The 20022-nt window shown below is 66.4% G+C and carries 22 protein-coding genes; 4 read left to right on the top strand and 18 right to left on the bottom strand.

Going from position 1 to position 20022, the window contains the following annotated elements; all coding sequences use genetic code 11:
- Window positions 1-48: 48 nt before the first annotated feature.
- From ACWV8V_RS07295 to ACWV8V_RS07325, 7 genes are all read right to left on the bottom strand, one after another.
- Window positions 49-264 (bottom strand): hypothetical protein, encoded by a 216-nt coding sequence (locus tag ACWV8V_RS07295; RefSeq protein ID WP_259259734.1) that lies wholly within the window; start codon window positions 262-264, stop codon window positions 49-51.
- A gap of 159 nt (window positions 265-423) precedes the next feature.
- Entirely contained in the window at window positions 424-882 is a 459-nt protein-coding gene (locus tag ACWV8V_RS07300; protein ID WP_259259733.1) for a hypothetical protein, read from the bottom strand.
- Window positions 879-1082, bottom strand: coding sequence for a PspC domain-containing protein (locus tag ACWV8V_RS07305; protein WP_455899343.1), 204 nt, complete (start codon window positions 1080-1082; stop codon window positions 879-881). Before ACWV8V_RS07305 ends, ACWV8V_RS07300 begins: the two co-directional genes overlap by 4 nt.
- Window positions 1083-1129: 47 nt before the next feature.
- A complete protein-coding gene (locus ACWV8V_RS07310; RefSeq protein WP_121037328.1) occupies window positions 1130-1501 on the bottom strand; it encodes a YfeK family protein in 372 nt (123 codons plus the stop codon).
- On the bottom strand, window positions 1498-2568 hold the full coding sequence (phaC, locus tag ACWV8V_RS07315; protein WP_121037331.1) for a class III poly(R)-hydroxyalkanoic acid synthase subunit PhaC: 1071 nt from the start codon (window positions 2566-2568) through the stop codon (window positions 1498-1500). Before phaC ends, ACWV8V_RS07310 begins: the two co-directional genes overlap by 4 nt.
- Window positions 2565-3617, bottom strand: a complete 1053-nt coding sequence (gene phaE / locus ACWV8V_RS07320; protein ID WP_455899344.1) for a class III poly(R)-hydroxyalkanoic acid synthase subunit PhaE — start codon at window positions 3615-3617, stop codon at window positions 2565-2567. The genes phaC and phaE overlap by 4 nt, the downstream gene beginning before the upstream one ends.
- Before the next feature lie 52 nt (window positions 3618-3669).
- Window positions 3670-4284 carry a CDP-alcohol phosphatidyltransferase family protein gene (locus ACWV8V_RS07325; protein ID WP_070474651.1) on the bottom strand — a complete coding sequence of 205 codons (615 nt, stop codon included), beginning with the start codon at window positions 4282-4284 and terminating at the stop codon, window positions 3670-3672.
- Window positions 4285-4661: 377 nt separating this feature from the next.
- Between ACWV8V_RS07325 and ACWV8V_RS07330 the strand changes: the two genes are divergently transcribed.
- Window positions 4662-5312 carry a class I SAM-dependent methyltransferase gene (locus ACWV8V_RS07330; protein ID WP_346466879.1) on the top strand — a complete coding sequence of 217 codons (651 nt, stop codon included), beginning with the start codon at window positions 4662-4664 and terminating at the stop codon, window positions 5310-5312.
- Between the two features lie 19 nt (window positions 5313-5331).
- Here ACWV8V_RS07330 and ACWV8V_RS07335 read toward each other — a convergent pair whose 3' ends face one another.
- The 3 genes from ACWV8V_RS07335 to ppsR all read right to left on the bottom strand — a co-directional run bounded on the left by ACWV8V_RS07335 (window position 5332) and on the right by ppsR (window position 7353).
- Window positions 5332-5820 (bottom strand): NUDIX hydrolase, encoded by a 489-nt coding sequence (locus ACWV8V_RS07335; protein ID WP_088435401.1) that lies wholly within the window; start codon window positions 5818-5820, stop codon window positions 5332-5334.
- A gap of 57 nt (window positions 5821-5877) precedes the next feature.
- Window positions 5878-6387 (bottom strand): DUF1249 domain-containing protein, encoded by a 510-nt coding sequence (locus ACWV8V_RS07340; RefSeq protein WP_455899345.1) that lies wholly within the window; start codon window positions 6385-6387, stop codon window positions 5878-5880.
- A 144-nt stretch (window positions 6388-6531) separates the two neighbouring features.
- The gene (ppsR, locus tag ACWV8V_RS07345) at window positions 6532-7353 is read right to left on the bottom strand and encodes a posphoenolpyruvate synthetase regulatory kinase/phosphorylase PpsR (protein ID WP_019184148.1); all 822 of its coding nucleotides are present in this window, start codon (window positions 7351-7353) and stop codon (window positions 6532-6534) included.
- Window positions 7354-7496: 143 nt separating this feature from the next.
- Between ppsR and ppsA the strand changes: the two genes are divergently transcribed.
- Complete coding sequence (gene ppsA / locus ACWV8V_RS07350; RefSeq protein WP_455899346.1) at window positions 7497-9875, top strand: phosphoenolpyruvate synthase; 2379 nt, start codon at window positions 7497-7499, stop codon at window positions 9873-9875.
- Window positions 9876-9972: 97 nt separating this feature from the next.
- On the opposite strand, the gene ACWV8V_RS07355 is transcribed toward ppsA, so the two are convergent.
- The 8 genes from ACWV8V_RS07355 to ACWV8V_RS07390 form a co-directional block, all read right to left on the bottom strand.
- Window positions 9973-10842, bottom strand: a complete 870-nt coding sequence (locus tag ACWV8V_RS07355) for an EcsC family protein (RefSeq protein WP_123729765.1) — start codon at window positions 10840-10842, stop codon at window positions 9973-9975.
- A 105-nt stretch (window positions 10843-10947) separates the two neighbouring features.
- Window positions 10948-11517, bottom strand: coding sequence for an oligoribonuclease (gene orn, locus ACWV8V_RS07360; RefSeq protein ID WP_259259725.1), 570 nt, complete (start codon window positions 11515-11517; stop codon window positions 10948-10950).
- Window positions 11518-11617: 100 nt separating this feature from the next.
- On the bottom strand, window positions 11618-12142 hold the full coding sequence (gene tadA, locus ACWV8V_RS07365) for a tRNA adenosine(34) deaminase TadA (protein ID WP_259259724.1): 525 nt from the start codon (window positions 12140-12142) through the stop codon (window positions 11618-11620).
- Entirely contained in the window at window positions 12135-12593 is a 459-nt protein-coding gene (gene mntR, locus ACWV8V_RS07370; protein WP_259259722.1) for a manganese-binding transcriptional regulator MntR, read from the bottom strand. Before mntR ends, tadA begins: the two co-directional genes overlap by 8 nt.
- A gap of 67 nt (window positions 12594-12660) precedes the next feature.
- Complete coding sequence (locus tag ACWV8V_RS07375) at window positions 12661-13779, bottom strand: hybrid sensor histidine kinase/response regulator (protein WP_346466878.1); 1119 nt, start codon at window positions 13777-13779, stop codon at window positions 12661-12663.
- Window positions 13776-14360, bottom strand: a complete 585-nt coding sequence (locus tag ACWV8V_RS07380) for a chemotaxis protein CheB (protein WP_259259719.1) — start codon at window positions 14358-14360, stop codon at window positions 13776-13778. The genes ACWV8V_RS07375 and ACWV8V_RS07380 overlap by 4 nt, the downstream gene beginning before the upstream one ends.
- The gene (locus ACWV8V_RS07385; protein ID WP_259259717.1) at window positions 14360-15208 is read right to left on the bottom strand and encodes a CheR family methyltransferase; all 849 of its coding nucleotides are present in this window, start codon (window positions 15206-15208) and stop codon (window positions 14360-14362) included. The genes ACWV8V_RS07380 and ACWV8V_RS07385 overlap by 1 nt, the downstream gene beginning before the upstream one ends.
- Window positions 15181-18291 (bottom strand): response regulator, encoded by a 3111-nt coding sequence (locus tag ACWV8V_RS07390; protein WP_455899347.1) that lies wholly within the window; start codon window positions 18289-18291, stop codon window positions 15181-15183. Before ACWV8V_RS07390 ends, ACWV8V_RS07385 begins: the two co-directional genes overlap by 28 nt.
- 154 nt (window positions 18292-18445) lie before the next feature.
- On the opposite strand from ACWV8V_RS07390, the gene ACWV8V_RS07395 reads away from it, so the two are divergent.
- Both ACWV8V_RS07395 and ACWV8V_RS07400 read left to right on the top strand, forming a co-directional pair.
- Window positions 18446-19603, top strand: a complete 1158-nt coding sequence (locus tag ACWV8V_RS07395; protein ID WP_259259715.1) for a two-component system sensor histidine kinase NtrB — start codon at window positions 18446-18448, stop codon at window positions 19601-19603.
- Window positions 19596-19961, top strand: coding sequence for a response regulator (locus ACWV8V_RS07400; protein ID WP_123729566.1), 366 nt, complete (start codon window positions 19596-19598; stop codon window positions 19959-19961). The genes ACWV8V_RS07395 and ACWV8V_RS07400 overlap by 8 nt, the downstream gene beginning before the upstream one ends.
- Window positions 19962-20022 lie beyond the last annotated feature (61 nt).

Raw genomic sequence — 20022 nt, forward strand, 5'->3', positions numbered from 1 at the left:
CCGGCGCGGGCGCCCGCGACAACCGGGCACCTCTGCGGTGTGACTGGCTTACCGGTAATGCACGGCCGCGCGTTGGTGGACGATCTCGTCGTGCATCGACTCCAACGCCATCACCCGCACCTTGCCCACACCCTGCAGTTCCATGAACCGCTCGGTGTAGATCTCCGGACCCAGCTCGGTATCGGCCTGGGACTTGCTGAAACCATGGGGCACCAGGCCCTTGTCGCCATCCTTGCTACCACCGACATAAAGAACGATTGCCATGTGATGTATTCCTCCAGAAAAACGGTTGCTCATACAGCGCTGCAAGCTTACCCCGGCAAACCTGACTGATTCGTCATGCAGACTAATAACGTTTTTTTGCATGCAGATGACGTCGCGTTGTCGACGTTTTTCTTACATGAATTTAACGCGGAGATAACGTCACCGCGCAGCACGCCACGATGGCCACCAGCCCCGCCCCTGCAGCGCATAGACATCGGCCGCCCGCTCGAACGGATTGCGCGCGCTCACCCCACCGCACAGCAGGTACACCGGCAGGTACAACGGCCCCAGCACCAGATACTGGTAGACGTGCGCACGCTCGTGGTCGTGCAACCCGATCACCGGCTCGGTTGCGTGACCGGCCTGGTGTGCATAGGTGCGGCATGGCACGTCCAGCACCGGCCCGGTGTGCAGGATGACGTTGCCCAGCGTGATCGCCCCGCCCGGCCCCCACGGAAATTCGCGGAACACGATCGCGCAGTCACGCCCGTTCCACGACGGGCGCGCACCGGCCAGCATCCCGGCGGTGCCAGCGGCCAGGCCGATCAGGGTGTTGGGTGAGGTCCACAGCGCGCCAAGCCCCTGCAGCGCGCGCAGCAGCCCCGGCGAGAGGCTCAATCGGCCTCGTTGGGGATCAACAGCCACAGGATCAGGTAGACCAGGATGCCCGGGAAGGCCGCCGAGCCGATCGAGATCAGCACGAACAGCACCCGTACCAGGGTCACGTTCCAGCCGTAGCGATGCGAGATACCGCCCATCACCCCGGCGATCATGCGGTCGTTGAGCGAACGGGACAGCGGGCGCGTCGGTGTGTTCATGCACGGGGTCTCGAGCCGGTAGGTGCCGACTCTAGCGCGAACCGTGTCTACGGGGTGCGTTGGCGCAGGGCCTTCAGGCGCGCGCCGAACCACACCGCTGCGGTCTGTTCGGGCTGGCCCGGGCAGGCGATCCGGTAGGGCTTGCCGCTCATGCTGCTCTGGCTGGCGGCACGTTCGATGAACTGCTCGGCCGTGTCGACCTTGTCCTTCTTGAGCAGGTAGTCGTACTTGCGCTGCAGATGGGCCCGCGCCTCGGGCGCATCGTGCCAGCTGCCATTGCGCTGGAAGCGGCAACTGGAGCCATCCAGCGCGCCGATCAGGCCGGCGATCTCGCGGCGCGCGGTGTCGGTCGGGGCGGCCAGCGCCACGCTGGGGGCGATGAGGGCCAGTGCGAGCAGGGCTCGGGTGCGATGGGTCATGCGGAACGTTCCTTCAACCAATCGTTGATTGTACCGGGGACCTCGCGCTGGGCCCGCCCGGAGACATAGATACCGATGTGGCCACCGCGGAAACTGCTCTCGGTGTAATCCGTGCTGCCGATCCGGCTGCGCAACGCACGTGACGCATCCGGCGGGACCAGATGGTCCTGCTCGGCATAGATGTTCAACACCGGCAACGTGACCTGCTGGAGGTCGACGGTGTCCTCGCCGATGCGCACGCCGTCGTGCATCAGGCCATTGCCCTGGTAGAACTGCTTGATGAAGTCACGGAAGGCTTCGCCGGCGAGATCGGGCGAGTCGAAGATCCACTTCTCCATGCGCAGGAAATCCTCCAGCGCATCCTTGTCGTCCAGGATGTCCAGCAAACCCACGTATTTCTGCACGTTGAGGCGGAACGGCTTGAGCATCAGGTAGCTGGCATTCATCAGGTCGGCCGGGATGTTGCCCAGCGTGTCCACCAGCAGGTCCACGTCCACCTGGCGCGCCCAGTGCGAGAGCATGTTGTCCGGCGTATGGAAATCGACCGGGGTGACCATCGTGATCAGGTTGGCCAGCTTGGCCTGGCGCAGCGCCGCATAGCACAGCGCGAACACGCCGCCCTGGCAGATGCCGAGCATGTTGATCGGCTCGCCGCCGTTGTGCGCCTGCAGGTGATCCACCGCACCATCGACGAAGCGCAGCAGGTAATCCTCCAGCGTCTGATAGCGCTCGGAGCGGTCCGGGTAGCCCCAGTCCAGCACATAGACGTCGTGCCCGAGCGCCAGCAGTTTCTGCACCAGCGAGCGGTCGGTCTGCAGGTCGACCATGTACGGCCGGTTGACCAGCGCATAGACGATCAGCAGTGGTGTGGCATGCAGCGGCGGCTCGCTGCCGACGAAGCGGTACAGCGTGACCTTGCCGTCGCGCCAGACCTCCTCGCGGGTGGTCGCGCCGTAATCGACATCGTCCACCGAGGGCAGCAGCTTCAGCCCGTCCATCAGCTTGCGCTGCATGGCCAGGGTTTCCTGCAGGAGGTCTTCGGCGTTGAAGCCCAAGGGGCCTTTCATACGCTGCGCTTCCTTGGCTTGGTGGGCTTGCTGGCCTTGGTGGGTTTGGCGGTGGCCTTGGCCGGCTTGGCCGGCTTGGCCGCGCGGGGTGTGCGCTTGCTCGCGGCGGCGGGTTTCACTGCGGGCCTGCGCACCTTGGCCGCACTGGCAGGTGCCGCACCCGCGCCGGCGGCCATGCGTCGCACCAGCCGCTCAAGCTCGGCGATCCGGCGATGTGCTGCATCCATTTCTGTGCGTGTCGGCAGCCCGAAGCTCTCGGTCAGCCGTTCGATCTCCTGCTGGGCGGCCGCGCGCAGCCGCATCTGGGCGTTCCCCAGCGAGGCGTACACCGCCTGGAACGGCTCGGACAGCGCGACCTTCGCATAGGCCTCCTCGGCCGCATCGATCCACAGATCGAACATCGCCCGCGCGCTGGTCAGCTGGTTGCCCGGCTGTTCGTGCTCGGCCAGGCGCTGCTCGAACAGGGTGAACGCATCGTCCAGCGCCTGCTTGATCTGATCCACGTAGTCGCGCGAGTGCGCCTGGTAGTCCTGCTGGGCCCGCAGCAGCGCCTGCCAGCGGGCCTGGTGCTCACGGCCGGGACCAAACGCCGGGCTCTGCAGCCACGGACCGAGCTGACGCTGCAGGGTTTCCAACAGCTGCAGCAGATCCGGCCCCTCGGCTTGGGTATGTCCGCGGGCGCCCTGCAGCATCCACTGCAACAGCCCGTCGCCCTGCCCCAGCACCGCCGTGCGCCACGCCTGCGCGACTTCTGCGCTGGTGGTGTCGCGGCCAGCGAACTGCGCGGCGACCTGCTGCATCGTGCCGTACCAGCCACCGGCCTGTTCACGGAAGCGGTGCACCGCTTCATCGGCCGGGCCGTGGGCGGCGTTGGGCATCATCTGTGCCCACCAGTCGATCGCCTGCTGCCAGTTGCCTTGGCCTTCGGGGCCGGCGGTAGCGCCGGGCGGTGCCGCAGCGTGCCGAAGGGCATCGCCCCACGCACTGAAATACTGCCGCGCCAGGGCTTCTACATCGCCTGCGCCGCTGCCACTGCCCGCCGTGGTCATGACCGTCCTCCCGTCTCGGGGAACGATGATAGCAATGCCGCGCTGCCGTGCCTCACGGCTTGGGGATGCGCAGGGTCTTGCTGATCATCAGCGAGCCGGACAGCGCGAACAGCAGCACCAGTGGGTGCAGCTGCCACGGCCCCAGCTGCCATTGGCCCAGCCACAGGTCCGCGCCGGTAGCGCCGACGCTTGCCGCCACGGCCAGCACCACCACCAGCGCCAGGCTGGTCGGGATCGGGGTGCCCTCGAAGTACGGCACTTTGTCGCCCTCGCCGGCCAGCGCTTCGGCGGTCACGTTGTAGCGCGCCAGGCGACTGACGCCACAGCAGACGAAGTAGCTCAGCACCAGCCAGTCCCAGCCGCCCTGCATGCCGCAGGCATAGGCCAGCGCCGCCGGGGCGACGCCGAAGGAGATGATGTCCGACAGCGAATCCAGCTCACGGCCCAGCGTCGAACTGGACTTGCGCCAGCGGGCGATGCGCCCGTCCAGCGCGTCGAAGATGAAGGCCAAGGGGATCAGGGCCATGCCGAACAGCAGATAGCTGCGCTCGCCATCCTGCAGGTAGCGCATGGCGGCAAAGACCGCGCCGGTGCCGCAGAACGCGTTGGCCAGGGTGAACCAGTCGGCCAGGTGGAACTCGCGCAACATCGAGAAGTGACGTTTCATGAAGGATCAGGTGGCGGCAATGGCAAGAGAGTACCGCGAGCGGCCCGCGCCGGGACAGCGTTCCCTACGCCACCGTACTCCAGCCTTGCCGCGCCGTTCACGCCAGCACGACCTGCGGTGAATTTTTGGCCACCCATCTTGACAGCGAGTACCGGCGGGGGCCGACGCGGCTTATCCACAAACTTGCCCACGAGTCATCCACACCCCCTGTGGACAACTCGATCTCAATAGTCGCGACGATGGTCATTTGTTGATCACCGATCCTCATTGCCTCGGCCCGATCCCGGTCTGCATCCCTCCCCACAGCGGCCGCGGGTCGGCTAAGCTGGTCAGTGGACTCCGCCGCCGCCAGGTCCTGCCGCCCACCGACAGGAGTCTTGCGCGTGCTTTCCCACGATGATCTGGCCGCCCAGTTGCGCCATCCGCACGGTGAGCATGCGCTTGCCGTGGCCGACGCCATGAACCGCAGCAACGGTGACCTCAACCGCGCCGCCATCGCCCTGCTGTCGATCACCCCTGGCGAACAGGTGCTGGAGATCGGCCCGGGCAATGCGGCCTTCGCACCGGACCTGCTGCGCACGCCGCGCAGCCGCTACGTGGGTGTCGATGTCTCAGCGGCCATGGTCGACGCGGGTAACGCGCTGCTGGCCGCGCACGCGCTGCAGGATCGCGCCGACGTCCGTCTGGGCGATGCGCATGCCCTGCCCTTGGACTCGGCCTGCACCGATGCGGCGCTGGCAGTGAACACCCTGTATTTCTGGGACGAACTGAAATTCCCGTTCGCCGAACTGACCCGCGTGCTTCGCCCCGGTGGCCGGCTCTGCCTGGCCTTCGGCGATGCCGCCTTCATGCGCACCCTGCCGTTCACCGCGCACGGGTTCCATCTGCATGAACTGGCCGACGTCGAGTCGGCACTGCGCAGCGCCGGCTTGACGGTGCAGGCCTGGCGCACGCATCGCGAAACCGGGCGCAGCAACGACGGGCGCGAAGTGACCAAGCACTTCCACCTGCTGCTCGCCCGCCGGTAGGGCCGGCCGCCGGCCGGTATTACAGCCGGGTGTAACTCCACGACTGCATGGCGCCGTCGCGGTAGGGCATCACCCCGTGGAAGGCGCGCGGTTCGTCGTCGAAGACCAGCGGCAGGAAGCTGCGATCGCCCTCCCACAGCGGCAGGCTGTCGATCTTGTCCACGTCCACCCACTCCAGCGTGCCCTCCGGGTTGGACGTCAGCGGTGTGCCGGTGAAGTCATCGATGACGAACACGAAGCCGAACCAGTCCTCACCGTTCTTGCCGAAGCCCGGCCAGCTGATCGTGCCGCGCAGGCGCATGGTCCCGCACTCGATACCGGCCTCTTCGCGGATCTCGCGGCGCATGCAGGCAGCGGCATCTTCATCGCGCTCCATCTTCCCGCCCAAGCCGTTGTACTTGCCCAGGTGCAGGTCACCCGGGCGGGCATTGCGGTGGATCATCAGCACTTGCTTGCCGTCGGCGGACAGCACGTAGCCCAGGGTGGCCACGATGGGGGTATAAGGCATTTCGCACAGGCTCGGGAACACAGACCCCCGATTATGCGTGATCCGCCCGGGGACGGCTCAGGGCACCAGGCTGGTGCGGCGCGCGTCGGCCGGCGCCGTCACCGTGCCATCGCGGCGCAGCGTGGCCACGCCGTGGCCGCGCTCGGCCAGGTACTCCAGCCATTTGCCGAGAAAGGTGTTCATGCGCATGCGGTGGCTGATCAGCTCGGCCGGCGGCGGGTACATGCCCACCACATCCTGCCAGCGGCGGCCCACGTAGCAATGCGTGGTCTCGGCCTGGCGGGCGTCACGGTACAGGCGCACATACGCCGAGGGATCCGGCTGCCCGGTGACCGGGTCGGCAAAGTCATAGGTCAGGCGCAGCTCGACGGTGTAACGGTGACACTCGATCACGTCCAGGCGTACATCCAGCCCATCGCCGATCGAGGAGAGGTAGCTGCCGGGGACGAGCTCGGCGGGGGCGAACAGGCGCACGAGGTGCTGGTAGTTCTCGGCGTACAAGCCCATCAGCCAGCTCAAACGGCTGAGCCGGGGAATGCGTTCGATACGGGGCGATGCCTGGGCCATGGGTCGATCCTACACGTTGATCTCCCAACGTGGGGGCGGCAGCCGCCCGGCCAAAGGGGCGGCCCGCCACCGGTTCACGGACGCAGGGTAGTCCCGGCCCCGGACGAAGGAAGAGCCCCCTTGTTGTTCAAGGGGCGCGCCGGATCAGTACATCTCGCGCTGCAGCCCCAGCGTGCCCAGCACCTTGCTCGAGATCTCCTCGATCGAGGTGTGGGTGGTGCTCAGCGTCGGGATCCGCTCCATCCGGAACATGGTCTCGGCCGCGGCGACCTCGCGGCGGCAGGTCTCCAGGTTGGCGTAGCGCGAATTGGGGCGGCGCTCCTGGCGGATCTGCTGCAGGCGGTCCGGGTCGATCGTCAGCCCGAACAGCTTTTTGCGGTACGGGCGCAGCCGCGGCGGCAGGCGGTCCTGCTCCAGATCCTCATCCGTCAGCGGGTAATTGGCCGCGCGGACCCCGTAATGCAGGGCCAGGTAGATGCAGGTCGGGGTCTTGCCGGCCCGGGACACGGCCACCAGGATCACGTCGGCATCGTCGTAATTGATGGCGATGCCGTCGTCGTGGGTCAGCGCGAAGTTCATCGCGTTGATGCGGCGGTGGTAGGTCTCGAAGTCGACCATGCCGTGGGCCTGGCCCACCCGGGAATGCCGGTTGACCGCCAGTTCGCGCTCCAGCGGCTCGATGAAGGGGGCGAACACGTCCAGCATCAACCCGCCGCTTTCGGCCAGGATGATGCTCAGCCCGCTGTCCACGCAGGAACTGACCACGATCGGCCGAACCTGGTAGCGCTCACCCGCTGCACGGATCCTTTCACAGGCTTCCCGCGCTTTTTCCGGATCATCGATGAACGACATCCGGTCGGTGATGAAGCTGAACCCGGAGAACTGGGTCAGGAGGCTATGCCCAATGGTTTCAGCGGTGATACCGGTTCCATCGGACACGTAGAACACCGGACGGATCGTCGACATACGGCTTTTACCCCCTCCGAAGCTTAAAAAGGCCGTCGATACAAGCTTGTGCCGACAGCGGTCTGCCCGGCATCATATCGGCTTCTTCCTACGGACGTGGCCATCCAGCCCGCCTCGGGCGATGGCCAAACGGAGCATCGCGCTTGAACGAGAACATCCTGTGGTTGCACGAACTGCGCCTGGCCGATCTGGCCCGCGTAGGCGGCAAGAATTCGTCGCTTGGCGAAATGATCGGCAATCTCGCCGGTCTGGGGGTGTCTGTCCCCGGCGGTTACGCAACCACCTCTGAAGCCTTCAAGGACTTCATCGCCCACAACGATCTGTCCAAGCGCATCTTCGACAAGCTGGCCACGCTGGACGTGGAAGATGTCGGTGCCCTGACTGTGGCCGGCAAGGAAATCCGCGGCTGGGTGATCGATGCCCCGCTGCATCCGGCGCTGGACCAGGACATCCGCACCGCCTACGCCACGCTGTGCAGCGAAAACGGCGGCGGCGATGTCGCGGTCGCGGTGCGTTCCTCGGCGACCGCCGAAGATCTGCCCGATGCGTCCTTCGCCGGCCAGCAGGAGACCTTCCTCAACGTGACCGGCGCCGACGATGTCGTGCTCAAGGTCAAGGAAGTGTTCGCCTCGCTCTACAACGACCGCGCGATCGCCTACCGCGTCCACCACGGCTTCAAGCATGAGGACGTGTTCCTGTCCGCCGGCGTGCAGCTGATGGTGCGCTCGGGCGTGGGGTCCTCCGGCGTGCTGTTCACCCTGGACACCGAGTCCGGCTTCCGCGACGTGGTGTTCGTCACCTCCTCGTTCGGCCTGGGCGAAATGGTCGTGCAGGGTGCGGTCAACCCGGATGAGTTCTACGTCTACAAGCCCACCTTGAGCGCGGGCAAGCCGGCGATCCTGCGCCGCTCGCTCGGCAGCAAGGCGATCCGCATGGTGTATTCGGATGTCCCCGGTGAGCGCGTGCGCATCGAAGACACCCCGGCCGAGCTGCGCAACACCTTCTCGATCAGCGACGAGGACGTGCAGGAACTGTCCAAGCAGGCGCTGGTGATCGAAAAGCATTACGGCCGCCCGATGGATATCGAGTGGGCCAAGGACGGCGTCAGCGGCAAGCTGTTCATCGTGCAGGCGCGTCCGGAGACCGTGAAGTCGCGTGGCCATGCCACCCAGATCGAACGCTTCGCGCTGAACCAGAAGGACGGCAAGGTGCTGGCCGAAGGCCGCGCCGTGGGTGCCAAGATCGGTGCCGGTACCGCCCGCGTGGTGCGCACCCTGGACGACATGGCCCGCGTGCAGCCCGGCGACGTGCTGATCGCCGACATGACCGATCCCGATTGGGAGCCGGTGATGAAGCGCGCCTCGGCCATCGTGACCAACCGTGGCGGCCGTACCTGCCACGCGGCGATCATCGCGCGTGAGCTGGGCGTGCCGGCCGTGGTCGGCTCGGGCAACGCCACCCAGCTGATCCAGGATGGCCAGGAAGTGACCGTCAGCTGCGCCGAGGGTGACACCGGCTTCATCTACGACGGGATCCTGGAGTTCGAGCGCACCACCACGGACCTGGGCAACATGCCGCCGGCGCCGCTGAAGATCATGATGAACGTGGCCAACCCGGAACGTGCCTTCGATTTCGGCCAGCTGCCGAACGCCGGCATCGGCCTGGCCCGTCTGGAAATGATCATCGCCAGCCACATCGGCATCCACCCGAACGCGCTGCTGGAGTACGACCGCCAGGACGCGGCGACCAAGAAGAAGATCGACGAGAAGATCGCCGGTTACGCTGATCCGGTCAGCTTCTACGTCGGTCGTCTCGCCGAAGGCATCGCCACGCTGACCGCCTCGGTCGCCCCGAACCCGGTGATCGTGCGCCTGTCGGACTTCAAGTCCAACGAGTACGCCAACCTGATCGGCGGTACCAACTACGAGCCGCACGAAGAGAACCCGATGATCGGCTTCCGCGGCGCCAGCCGTTACGTCGATCCGAGCTTCTCGGCCGCCTTCGCCCTGGAATGCCAGGCCGTGCTGCGCGTGCGCAACGAGATGGGCCTGGACAACCTGTGGGTCATGATCCCGTTCGTGCGCACCCTGGAAGAAGGCCGCAAGGTCGTCGAGGTGCTGGAACAGAATGGCCTCAAGCAGGGCGAGAACGGCCTGAAGATCATCATGATGTGCGAAGTGCCGTCCAACGCACTGCTCGCCGATGAGTTCCTGGAGATCTTCGACGGCTTCTCGATCGGCTCCAACGACCTGACCCAGCTGACCCTGGGCCTGGACCGCGATTCCTCGATCGTCGCGCACCTGTTCGACGAACGGAACCCGGCGGTGAAGAAGCTGCTGTCGATGGCGATCAAGTCTGCGCGCGCCAAGGGCAAGTACGTCGGCATCTGCGGCCAGGGGCCGTCCGATCACCCGGATCTGGCCGAATGGCTGATGCAGGAAGGGATCGAGTCGGTCTCGTTGAACCCGGATACCGTGGTGGATACCTGGCTGCGTCTGGCCAAGCTCAAAGCCAAGGGGTGATCCTTTCGGCAATGCGATGAAAAACAACACCCCGCGCAAGCGGGGTGTTGTTTTGTGTGACGTCGATAGCGCCTTCAGCCCTCAGCGGTTGAGGCGATCAGGTGCGCTCGGCCGCCAGCATCGAGTAGGCCGCCCGCACGGTCTCGTACCCGTAGGTCCGCTCCAGCCGGCGCACGATGAAATGACCGCGCGCCACGTCCTGGTAGTAGTCGGTGAACATGGTATTGAGCGTCGCGCCGGCCACCGCCCCGACGATCGGCACCGCCTGCGCGGCGAACTTCTCGGTCACCACCACACCGAAACGCGCGGCGACCTTCTCCACGAGCTTGGCCAACCACTTGCCGGCTTCCTTCGGGGTCAGCCCGATCATCACCGGGCTGCCGCCGACCGCGCGGCCGGCCAACTCGGCCGACAGGTGACGCATCACCTCGGCAGTGAAGCCACGCGTGATGTAGTAGCCGGTCTCGCTGGCATCGTCCTTGCCGGAGTTGCCGCCGAGCGCGAACACCTCCAGGCAGGCATGCCGGGTGCTCATCTCGCGCAGGTCGAAGCCCTCGCTGCGGGCCACGTCGGCCACCGAACGCATCATGATCGTGGTGGACACCGGCAGCTCGATGAACAGCGTGGTGAAGCCGAACGCGCCGCCGACCGCACCGGAGGTGGCTGCGGCAAGCTTGTGCCAGCGTGTCGAGGCGGCTTTACCGGGCGTGTTGTCCATCGTCCACAACGCGGCCTGGGCGGATTTGAACAGCGCCGCTTCGACCGCGCCGTGGATGCGGCGGGACACCGAATCCGGCAGGCGCTTGACCGCGAACTCCAGCGGCGAACCGATCAGGTTGGCCATCTTGGCGGTCAGCGTGGGCGATTCGAGCAGGTCCACCGCACGCTGCAGGTCGCGCCAGTCCTGCGAGGTGGGCAGGATCGAGGACGACAGCGGCGGCGGTTGCGGCGAAGTGATGGCGTTCATGGCCGCGATGATAGCGCCGCCGATGTATACCGCTCGTTGCCTCGCCTGCCGGTGGCTGAACGCCTGCGCACAGGCTGCGTTGCCGGGCGACGCCCGGCGTTCGGGTCAGGCCGGCAGGCCCGACAGCGCGCCCATGAACTGGCGGTAGTGGCGCAGTTCTTCGATGGAATCATGCACGTCGCTCAGCGCGGTGTGGCTGGCGGTCTTGCCCACGCCGGCGGCCACGCCCGGCGCCCAGCGCTTGGCCAGCTCCTTGATCGTGGAGACGTCCAGATTGCGGTAATGGAAATACTTTTCCAGACGCGACATTTCACGGTGCAGGAAGCGACGGTCCTGGCAGATCGAATTGCCGCACATCGGCGAGGCGCCCGCTTTGATCCACTGCTGCAGGAAGGCAATGGTCTGCGCTTCCGCCTGCCCGAGCGTGATGGTGCTCTCGACCACGCGCTGCCACAGTCCCGAGCGACGATGCTGGTTGCGGTTCCATTCGTCCATCGCCTCCAGCCGCTCCACCGGATGATGGATCGCGAACTCCGGACCTTCGGCGAGCACATTCAACTGCGCGTCGGTGACCACGGTGGCGATCTCGATGATCGAATCGTTGTCCGTGTCCAGGCCGGTCATTTCCAGATCGATCCAGATCAGTCGCTCGCCTTCTGCGCCGTTGTCCGCCATGTGTTCGCCTTGTGCTGGGCCACCGCTTGCGCCGCGGCCGGGAATGGATAAGGCCCACATGATACCGCCAACCCGTCACGACCCTGTCGCTGCGCCGCCCTTACTCCAGCAGCAGCGGCGGCTTGCCGCGCTTGGCGCGGAAATAGTTGGTCAGCCGGGTGCTGGCATCCTTGGCCAGTACGCCACCGTGGATCTCCACACGGTGGTTGTGCCGGGGGTCGCCGATCAGGTCGAACACGCTGCCGCAGGCACCGGTCTTGGGGTCGGTGGCCGCATACACCAGCCGCGCCACGCGTGCATGCACGATCGCCATGGCACACATCGCACACGGTTCCAGGGTGACGTACAGCGTGCTGCCGATCAGCCGGTGGTTGGTGATCGCCCTGCCCGCCTGCCGCATCGCCACGATCTCGGCATGCGCGCTGGGGTCATGGTCGGCGATGTTGAGGTTCCAGCCTTCGCCGAGCACGGTGCCATCGGCACCGACCAGCACCGCGCCGACCGGAATCTCATTGAATTCCAGCTCGGCACGCTCGGCCAGGCCCAGCGCGTGACGCATCCAATGCTCATCCTGGTCGTGCACGGGCACGCCCAGTGGTGGCGGCGGGGCAAGGCGCTCAACCATGGCCGTTGGCCTTGCGCACGAAGGCCTCGAACGCGGCCAGGGTGGCCTCGCTGACGTGGTGCTCGATCCCTTCCGCGTCGCGTCGCGCCGAATCGGCGTCCACGCCCAGTGCCAGCAGGAACTGTTCCACGGTCTGATGGCGGGCGCGCATCTCCACCGCCAGCTGCTCGCCGGCCGGGGTCAGGAACACGCCGCGATACGGCCGCTGGACCGCCCACCCTTCCTTGACCAGCCGCTTGAGCGCCTTGGCGACGGTGGGCTGCGCAACCCCGAGCCGGGTGGCGATATCCACCTGGCGGGCTTCGCGGCCATCGGCGATCAGGTCCGCGATCAGCTCCACGTAATCCTCGACCAGCTCGGACCGGCGCGCTTCACGCACCTGCACGAAGCCCTCGACATGCACCTGGGCATCGATCAGGGGCGAGGCGGCTTTACGGGTCGAGGACGGCATGGTGGCTCCAGCAATGGGCCGGTGGCGAAGGGCTGCGGCGCCGGAACAGTTTACCTAACGCCGAACGTCAGCGAGGCCGACGCTGCAACACCGTCTCGAACAGCACGGTACTGTCCTCGTTGACCGCCACCAGCGTGCCGCCATGCGCACGCGCGAACTCGCTGGCGATGAACAGCCCCAGCCCCAACCCGCGGCTGTCGTGGAAGCTGGCCTTGAACGGCTCGAACAGCCGCGGCAGCAAGGCCTCCGGAATCTGGCCCGCGTTGCGCACCTGCACGCGCAGCGGCCCGGTACGCTCCCCTTCCAGCCGCACCAGCACGGGCGCATCGCCGCCGTGCAGCACGGCGTTGCTCACGAGATTGGACAGCAGCTGTGCCAGGCGATCCGGGTCCCCCTGCAGATGGGCATCGCCCTGCACCTGCAGCTCGATGGTCGCCTGGGGATGCGCCCGACCAATCTCGGCGACCACCAGCGAGGCAAGCTCGGCGAGGTCGCAATCGGTGGTGTACAGACGCAGCCCGCCGGTGCGGATCTTCGAGAAGTCCAGCAGCTGCTCGACCATCCGCACCATGCGCTGGGCACTGTTCTCCAGATGCACGAGGGTGCGTTGCACCTGGCTGTCCTCGGGCAGGTCCAGCGACAGCTTGTCGGCACACAGCAGGATCGCGGCCAGCGGCGTACGCAGGTCGTGAGTCAGCACCGCCATCATCGTTTCATTGAGCTTGAGCGCATGCTCCAGCGCCTCATTGCGCGCCTTGAGCAGCTGCTTCTGCTGGTACAGCTCAATGAAGACGTTGACCTTGCTCATGATCACCTGCGGCTCGATCGGCTTGTGCAGGAAATCCACCGCCCCGGTTTCATAGCCCTTGAAGGCCCGCACCGGGTCGTTCGGTGAGGCGGTCAGGAAGATGATCGGCACGTCGCGGCTGCGCTGCGAGCCGCGCATCAGCTCGGCGAGCGAAAAACCGTCGATCTCCGGCATGTGAACATCCAGCAGCGCCAGCGCGACCTCATGCTCCAACAGCAGTTCCAGTGCCTCAGCGCCGGAGGGGGCACACAGGATCTCCAGGCCCGGGCGGCGCAGCAGCGCTTCCATCGCGACCAGGTTCTGCGGAATGTCATCGACAATCAGCAGCTTCACGCAATCGGTGGTGGCAGTCGACCCGGCGGGCTCGATCAGGTTCATCGGGTAAGACCTTTCATACGCGTGCAGATGGAGGTGAGCGGGAGCACCGCGTCGGCGCCGGCGTGTGCCAGGGCCGATGCGGGCATCATCGAGGAATAGGCCTCCTCAGGGCATTGGATCCAGGCTTCGCCGCCCGCCTGGCGGACCGCGGCGACCCCGTCACTGCCGTCGCTGCTGGCACCGGTGAGCAGGATGGCCAGCACGCCGTCGCCAAACACGTCGGCAGCGCTCTCGAACAGGGGGTCGATCGCCGGGCGCGAGAACAGCACGGGCGGATCGATGGACAGCGCCAGCGTAGCGCGGTCCTCCACCAGCAGATGGTAGTCCGGTGGCGCGAACGTCACCGTCCCGGGTTGCAGTGGCTGCTTGTCCTCGGCCTCGCGCACGGGCAACGGACAGCCGGCGTCGAGCAGGTCGGCGATGCGGCTGGGCCGGTCGCGCGGCAGATGCAGCACGACCAGCACGGGCAGATCCAGCGTCGCCGGGAACGCGGACAGCAGCGACTGCAGCGCACTGACGCCGCCGGCGGACGCACCGATGACCACCAGATCGAACCGGCTGCGCTGCGACGCCCCGAGCATCAGGCCAGCTTCCGGTACAGGCGCTGGTCGCGCGCGCAGGCCTCGAAGGCGGCCGCGTGCTCGCCGAACTGCAGCGACTCCTTGCTGCCCAGGCCGAGAAAGCCGCGGTGCACCAACGCCTCATGGAACAGACCGATGGCACGGTCCTGCAGCGGGCGCTGGAAATAGATCAGCACGTTGCGGCAGGAAACCAGGTGCACTTCGGAGAACACGGTGTCGGTCGCCAGGCTGTGGTCGGCGAAGACGATGTTGCGCTTCAGCCGGCGGTCGAACACCACGCTGCCATAGCCACTGCTGTAGTAGTCCGACAACGAGCCGGTACCGCCGGCCGCCAGGTAATTGCGGCTGAACTGCGCCAGCCGGTCCAGCGCGAAGGCACCGGACTCGGCGGCCTGCAGCGCTTCGGGATTGATGTCGGTGGCATAGATGATGGCCCGGTCCAGCAGACCCTCTTCATGCAGCAGGATCGCCAGCGACCACACTTCTTCGCCGGTGCTGCAGCCGGCCACCCACAGCTTGATCGAGGGATAGGTGCGCAGCACCGGAACGGCGTGCTCGCGCAGGACCCGGAAGTACGGCGGATCCCGGAACATCTCCGAGACCTGCACGGTGAAGTACTGCATCGCCTGGGCGAACGTCTCCGGCTCATGCAGCAGGCGGTGCTGCAGCGCGCCCATGGTCGGACAGTCGAACCGCGACATGGCATGGCGCATGCGCCGCCGCAGCGACGCCAGCGCATAGTCACGGAAGTCGTAGTGGTAGCGCTGGTACACCGCCTCCAGCAGCAGCTTCAGCTCCAGGTCGAACAACTCCGTTTCATTCATCGGCGCGAGCACCACACGCGGCACAGCGAGACCAGCTTGTCCACGTCGATCGGCTTGGCGATGTAGTCGTTGGCACCGGCCTGCAGGCAGTGCTCGCGGTCATCGGGCATCGCCTTGGCGGTCAGCGCGATGATCGGCAGGTCGCGCCAGCGGTTGTCCGCCCGGATTTCGCGCATGGCGGTCAGCCCGTCCATCTCCGGCATCATGATGTCCATCAGCACCAGGTCGATCTCCGGGCGCAGCTTGTCCAGCGCCTCGCGACCATTGCGCGCGATTTCCAGGGTGACGCCCAGCGGCTCGAGCACGCTGGACAGCGCGAAGATGTTGCGCACATCGTCCTCGGCCAGCAGCACGATGCGACCATCAAGCACCGCATCGCGCCGGCGTGCTTCGCGCAGCAGGCGCTGCTGGTCGGTCGGCAGCGAGGCCTCGACGCTGTGCAGGAACAGGGTCACTTCGTCGAGCAGGCGTTCGGGCGAGCGGGCGCCCTTGATGATGATGCTCTTGGAATAGCGGCGCAGGCGCTGTTCTTCATCACGGGTCAGCGCGCGGCCGGTGTAGACGATCACCGGCGGGAAGGCGACCGCATCATTGCCGGCCATGCGCTCGAGCAGGTCGTAACCGGTGCCGTCCGGCAGCGCCAGGTCGGTCACCATGCAATCGAAGGTGGAGCCGGCCAGTTCGGCCATCGCTTCGGTGATGGTGCCCACCGCCGTGATTTCGAGCTGGTCGCGGCCGAGCAGCAGCTGCAGGTTGGAGCGCAGCTCGCTGTCGTCCTCGACGATCAGCAGGCGGCGCACATCGCGCTGGCTGGTGGCTTCCAGCTGCTGGATCGCCCCGACCAGGCGCTCGCGCGTGGCCGGCTTGATCACGTAGCCGATCGCGCCCAGCTCCATCGCCACCTGCGACCGCTCCAGGCCCGAGACCACATGCACCGGGATATGGCGCGTCGCCGGGTCGCGCTTGAGGCGCTCCAGCACGCTGAGCCCGGAGACATCCGGCAGACCGATATCGAGCAGGATGCCGTTCGGGCGCAGCTCGGTAGCCAGGCCCAATGCCTCTTCGGCAGTACCGGCGACCACGCAGTCGAAATCCAGCTCGTGCGCCATCGACACCAGCGCGCCAGCGAAGGTCGCATCGTCCTCTACCACCAGGATCATCCGGCCCGCGCGGCTGCGGCGGCCCCGGTCATCCATCACCTTGGCCGCAGGCGCGGGTGCAGGGGTGGCGTCGGCGTGGGCACGGCCCAGCGGAGCAGCGGCAGGCACGGCCGGTGCTGCCATGGTGGCGGGGCGTACGTCGTGCACGACGTTGTGCGCGGTGCCGGTACCGCCACCGGCCAGCAGCGGCAGTTCAAGCGTGAAGCAGCTGCCCCGGCCCGGCTCGCTGGAGACGGTGATGCTGCCCCCCATGCGGGCCGCCAGATCGCGCGAGATCGACAGCCCCAGCCCGGTACCCCCGTAACGGCGGCGGGTGCTGCCATCGGCCTGGCGGAAGGCCTCGAAGATCACCGCGGTCTGTTCTTCCGGAATGCCGATGCCGGTATCGGACACCGCGAACTGGATCCGCCCTGCCCCGGCACTGCGCACCGTCAACGACACGCTGCCGTGTTCGGTGAACTTGACCGCATTGGCCAGCAGGTTCTTGAGGATCTGCTGCAGGCGCTGGCTGTCGGCCAGCAGTTGGGTCGGCGCGTCCGGCGTGGCGCTGATCTCCAGGCTCAAGCCCTTCTGCACGGCCATCGGCTCGAAGGTTTCCTTCAGGCGCTGCAGGACGCTGGACACCGCGAGGTTTTCTTCGACCAGCTCGACATGGCCGGCCTCGATCCGCGACAGGTCCAGAATGTCGTTGATCAGCGCCAGCAGGTCGTTGTTGGAGGAATGGATCGCCTGGGCGTATTTGACCTGCTCGGCGGTCAGCGTGCTTTCTTTGTTGTCGGCCAGCAGCTTGGCCAGGATCAGCGAGCTGTTGAGCGGCGTGCGCAGCTCATGGGACATGTTGGCCAGGAACTCGGACTTGTAGCGCGAGCTGGCCTCCAGTTCGGCGCTGTTCTGCACCAGTTGCGCCTGGGCCAGCAACAGGGCCTGCTGACGCGACTCCAGCTCGTGGGTGCGCTCCTCGAGCTGCACGTTGGTCTGTTCGAGCTCGGCCTGCTGCTGCTCCAGGTTGGCTTGGGAATGCAGCAGGCTGCGGCTCTGCTCCTCCAACTCTTCGTTGGCCACGCGCAGCTCTTCCTGCTGGGTCTGCAGCTCTTCGCTCTGGCGCTGGGTTTCCTCCAGCAGTTCCACCAGCTGCGCATTGAGCAGCGCCGCGCGCAGCGCGATGCCGATCGGCTCGGCGCACTGCAGCAGCAGGGCCATCTCCAGGCCACGCGCAGGCGAGACGCCGGCACGGCCCAGTTCAATCACGCCTATCACCACGCCGTCGGCCGTGATCGGGCCCAGCAGGCGCTGGTGCACCGTGGTGCGGCCCAGCGGGGTATCGATATCCAGCGGGCTGTCACTATCCTCCAGCCGACGCGCGCGGCCCTCGCGGATGATCTCGCCCCATTGGCCGGCATGCGCCGGCAGGGTCTCCGGCAGCTGCGAAGGCAGCGCGGCGCCACCGACCAGCACCAGCCGCTCGCCCTGCAGGCGATACATGGCGCCGACATCGGCATTGAGCTGCGCGCACAGCGCGCGCATGGCCGCGTCGGCCAGTTCACGCGGGGTAGGATCGCCCTGCAGACTGGTGCCCACCACGTTTTCGCCGGCCTGCAGCCACAGCGCATCGGCCGCTTCCCGGCGCGCACCGATGGCCTTCATCACGGTCAGCGCCATCATCAGGAAAGCAACGCCGCCGATGCTGCGGTTGACGAAGGAGAACGCCGAGTTGCTGCTGGACGGCGCCACGTTGTACCCCACCGCAAGCAGGATGCAGGACCCGATCGCCACCAGCAGAGGCACTTCCACCCGGCGCTGGAACAGCGTGATACCCACCGCCATGAAGTACGTGAGCCAGACCGCATAGCCCAGCGGCACCACCATCTCCGTGCCCAGCGTGGCGGCCATCAAGGCGGCCGACGCAAGCCAGATCCAACGGTCACGGGAGGTGGGCGCAGAATTCATGCCGTGTTCCAGCTTAAAAGGGGGCTGATGGTACCCGAAGCGGTAAACGGCTGTTAAGCGCCAGAAGTCAGCGTGTTTGGCACACGTTCTTGACACGTTCTTCACATCCCGCCCCCTACGGTTCGGACCCTTATCGGGGGAGTCGATAGCCGTCGTGGTCCAGGCCGTATCCAGCGTTGCACCGCTTGCCGACGAAAGCCGGCAGCTGAAGCTGTTGATCGACAACGTGAGCGACCACGCGATCTATCTGCTCGATACGCAGGGCCGCATCTGCAACTGGAACCGCGGCTGCGAGCGGGTCAAGGGCTACACCGCCGAGGCGGTGATCGGCCAGCATATCGGCCTGTTCTATACCCCCGAAGACCAGCAGCTCGGCGTGCCGCAGCAAGCCCTGGACTATGCCCGTGACCACGGCCGCTTCATCGGCGAAGGCTGGCGGGTGCGCTGCAACGGCGAGCGGTTCCGCGCCGGTGAGGTGATCGAGCCGGTCCGCGAGGACGGCTGCCTGCTCGGCTTCGTCAAAGTCACCCAGGACGTCACCGAACGCTACCAGGCCCAGCGCCTGCTGCAGGACGCGCAACGCGCGCACGTTCAGCAGCGGCAACTGGACAATGTCGGTCGACTGACCCGTGGCCTGGCCCACGAATTCAACAATCTGCTGACCACGATCGGCAACGCACTGGATCTGATCGCCCTGCGCCCCGGTGCCGACGGGCGTAGCAAGGAACTGGTGGATCTGGCCCAGGCGGCCGCAGACCGTGGCTCGCTGCTGACCCGCCAGCTGCTGGCCTTTTCCTCCGATCAGACCCTGGTGCGCGAGCCGGTGGTGGTACAGGAATTCCTGCTCGATGCCTTGCCGGTGCTGCGTCGCGCCTGCCCGGCGAGCATCGAGGTAAAGCTGAATCTGACCTCGGATCTGCCCCCGATCATCACCGATGGCGTACAGTTGCACAGCGCCGTGTTGAATCTGGTGCTCAATAGTGGCGAAGCGATGCCCCAGGGCGGCACGGTCACGATCACGGCCGAGGTCGAACAGCGACTGGCACCGGATCTGTCCCAGCCCATGCGCCGCCACTATGTCGCCATCGCGGTGACCGATGAGGGCAACGGGATGCCCCCGGACATCGCCGAGCGCGCCAGCGAGCCGTTCTTCACCACCAAGGAAATCGGCAAAGGCAGCGGACTGGGGCTGAGCCAGGTGTTCGGCTTCGTTTCCCAGTGCGACGGCTTCGTCGACGTACAAACCGCCCCCGGACGCGGGACCACCGTCCGCCTGTTGTTACCTGTCATTGAGGAAGTCGAGCATGTCTGAGCCCCTACGCGTATTGATGGTCGAAGACCAGCAGGACCTGCGTGAACTGATCGGCCAGGCGCTGCAGGACTTCGGTATCGAAATCCACACCGCCGACGACGGCCCGGCCGCGCTGCGGCTGATGCAGGATCCGGGTGGGTTCGACGTGGTGTTCAGCGATATCAGCATGCCCAATGGCATGAGTGGCGTGGAACTGAGCGAGCATGTGGCCGATGTGCTGCCCAATGCGCGCATCATCCTGGCCTCCGGTTATGCGCGCTCGCAGCTGCCGCCGCTGCCGGAGCATGTCGAATTCCTGCCCAAGCCGTATCGCCTGCGCCAGCTGGTCACCCTGCTGCAGTCTCCCGTCTCGCCCTGAGCGGGCGCAACGCCGCCAGCGTGAACGCTTCATCCCCGCTGTACCTGCTTCACACCGGTTC

The sequence above is a fragment of the Stenotrophomonas sp. Ker107b genome, from assembly GCF_053847245.1.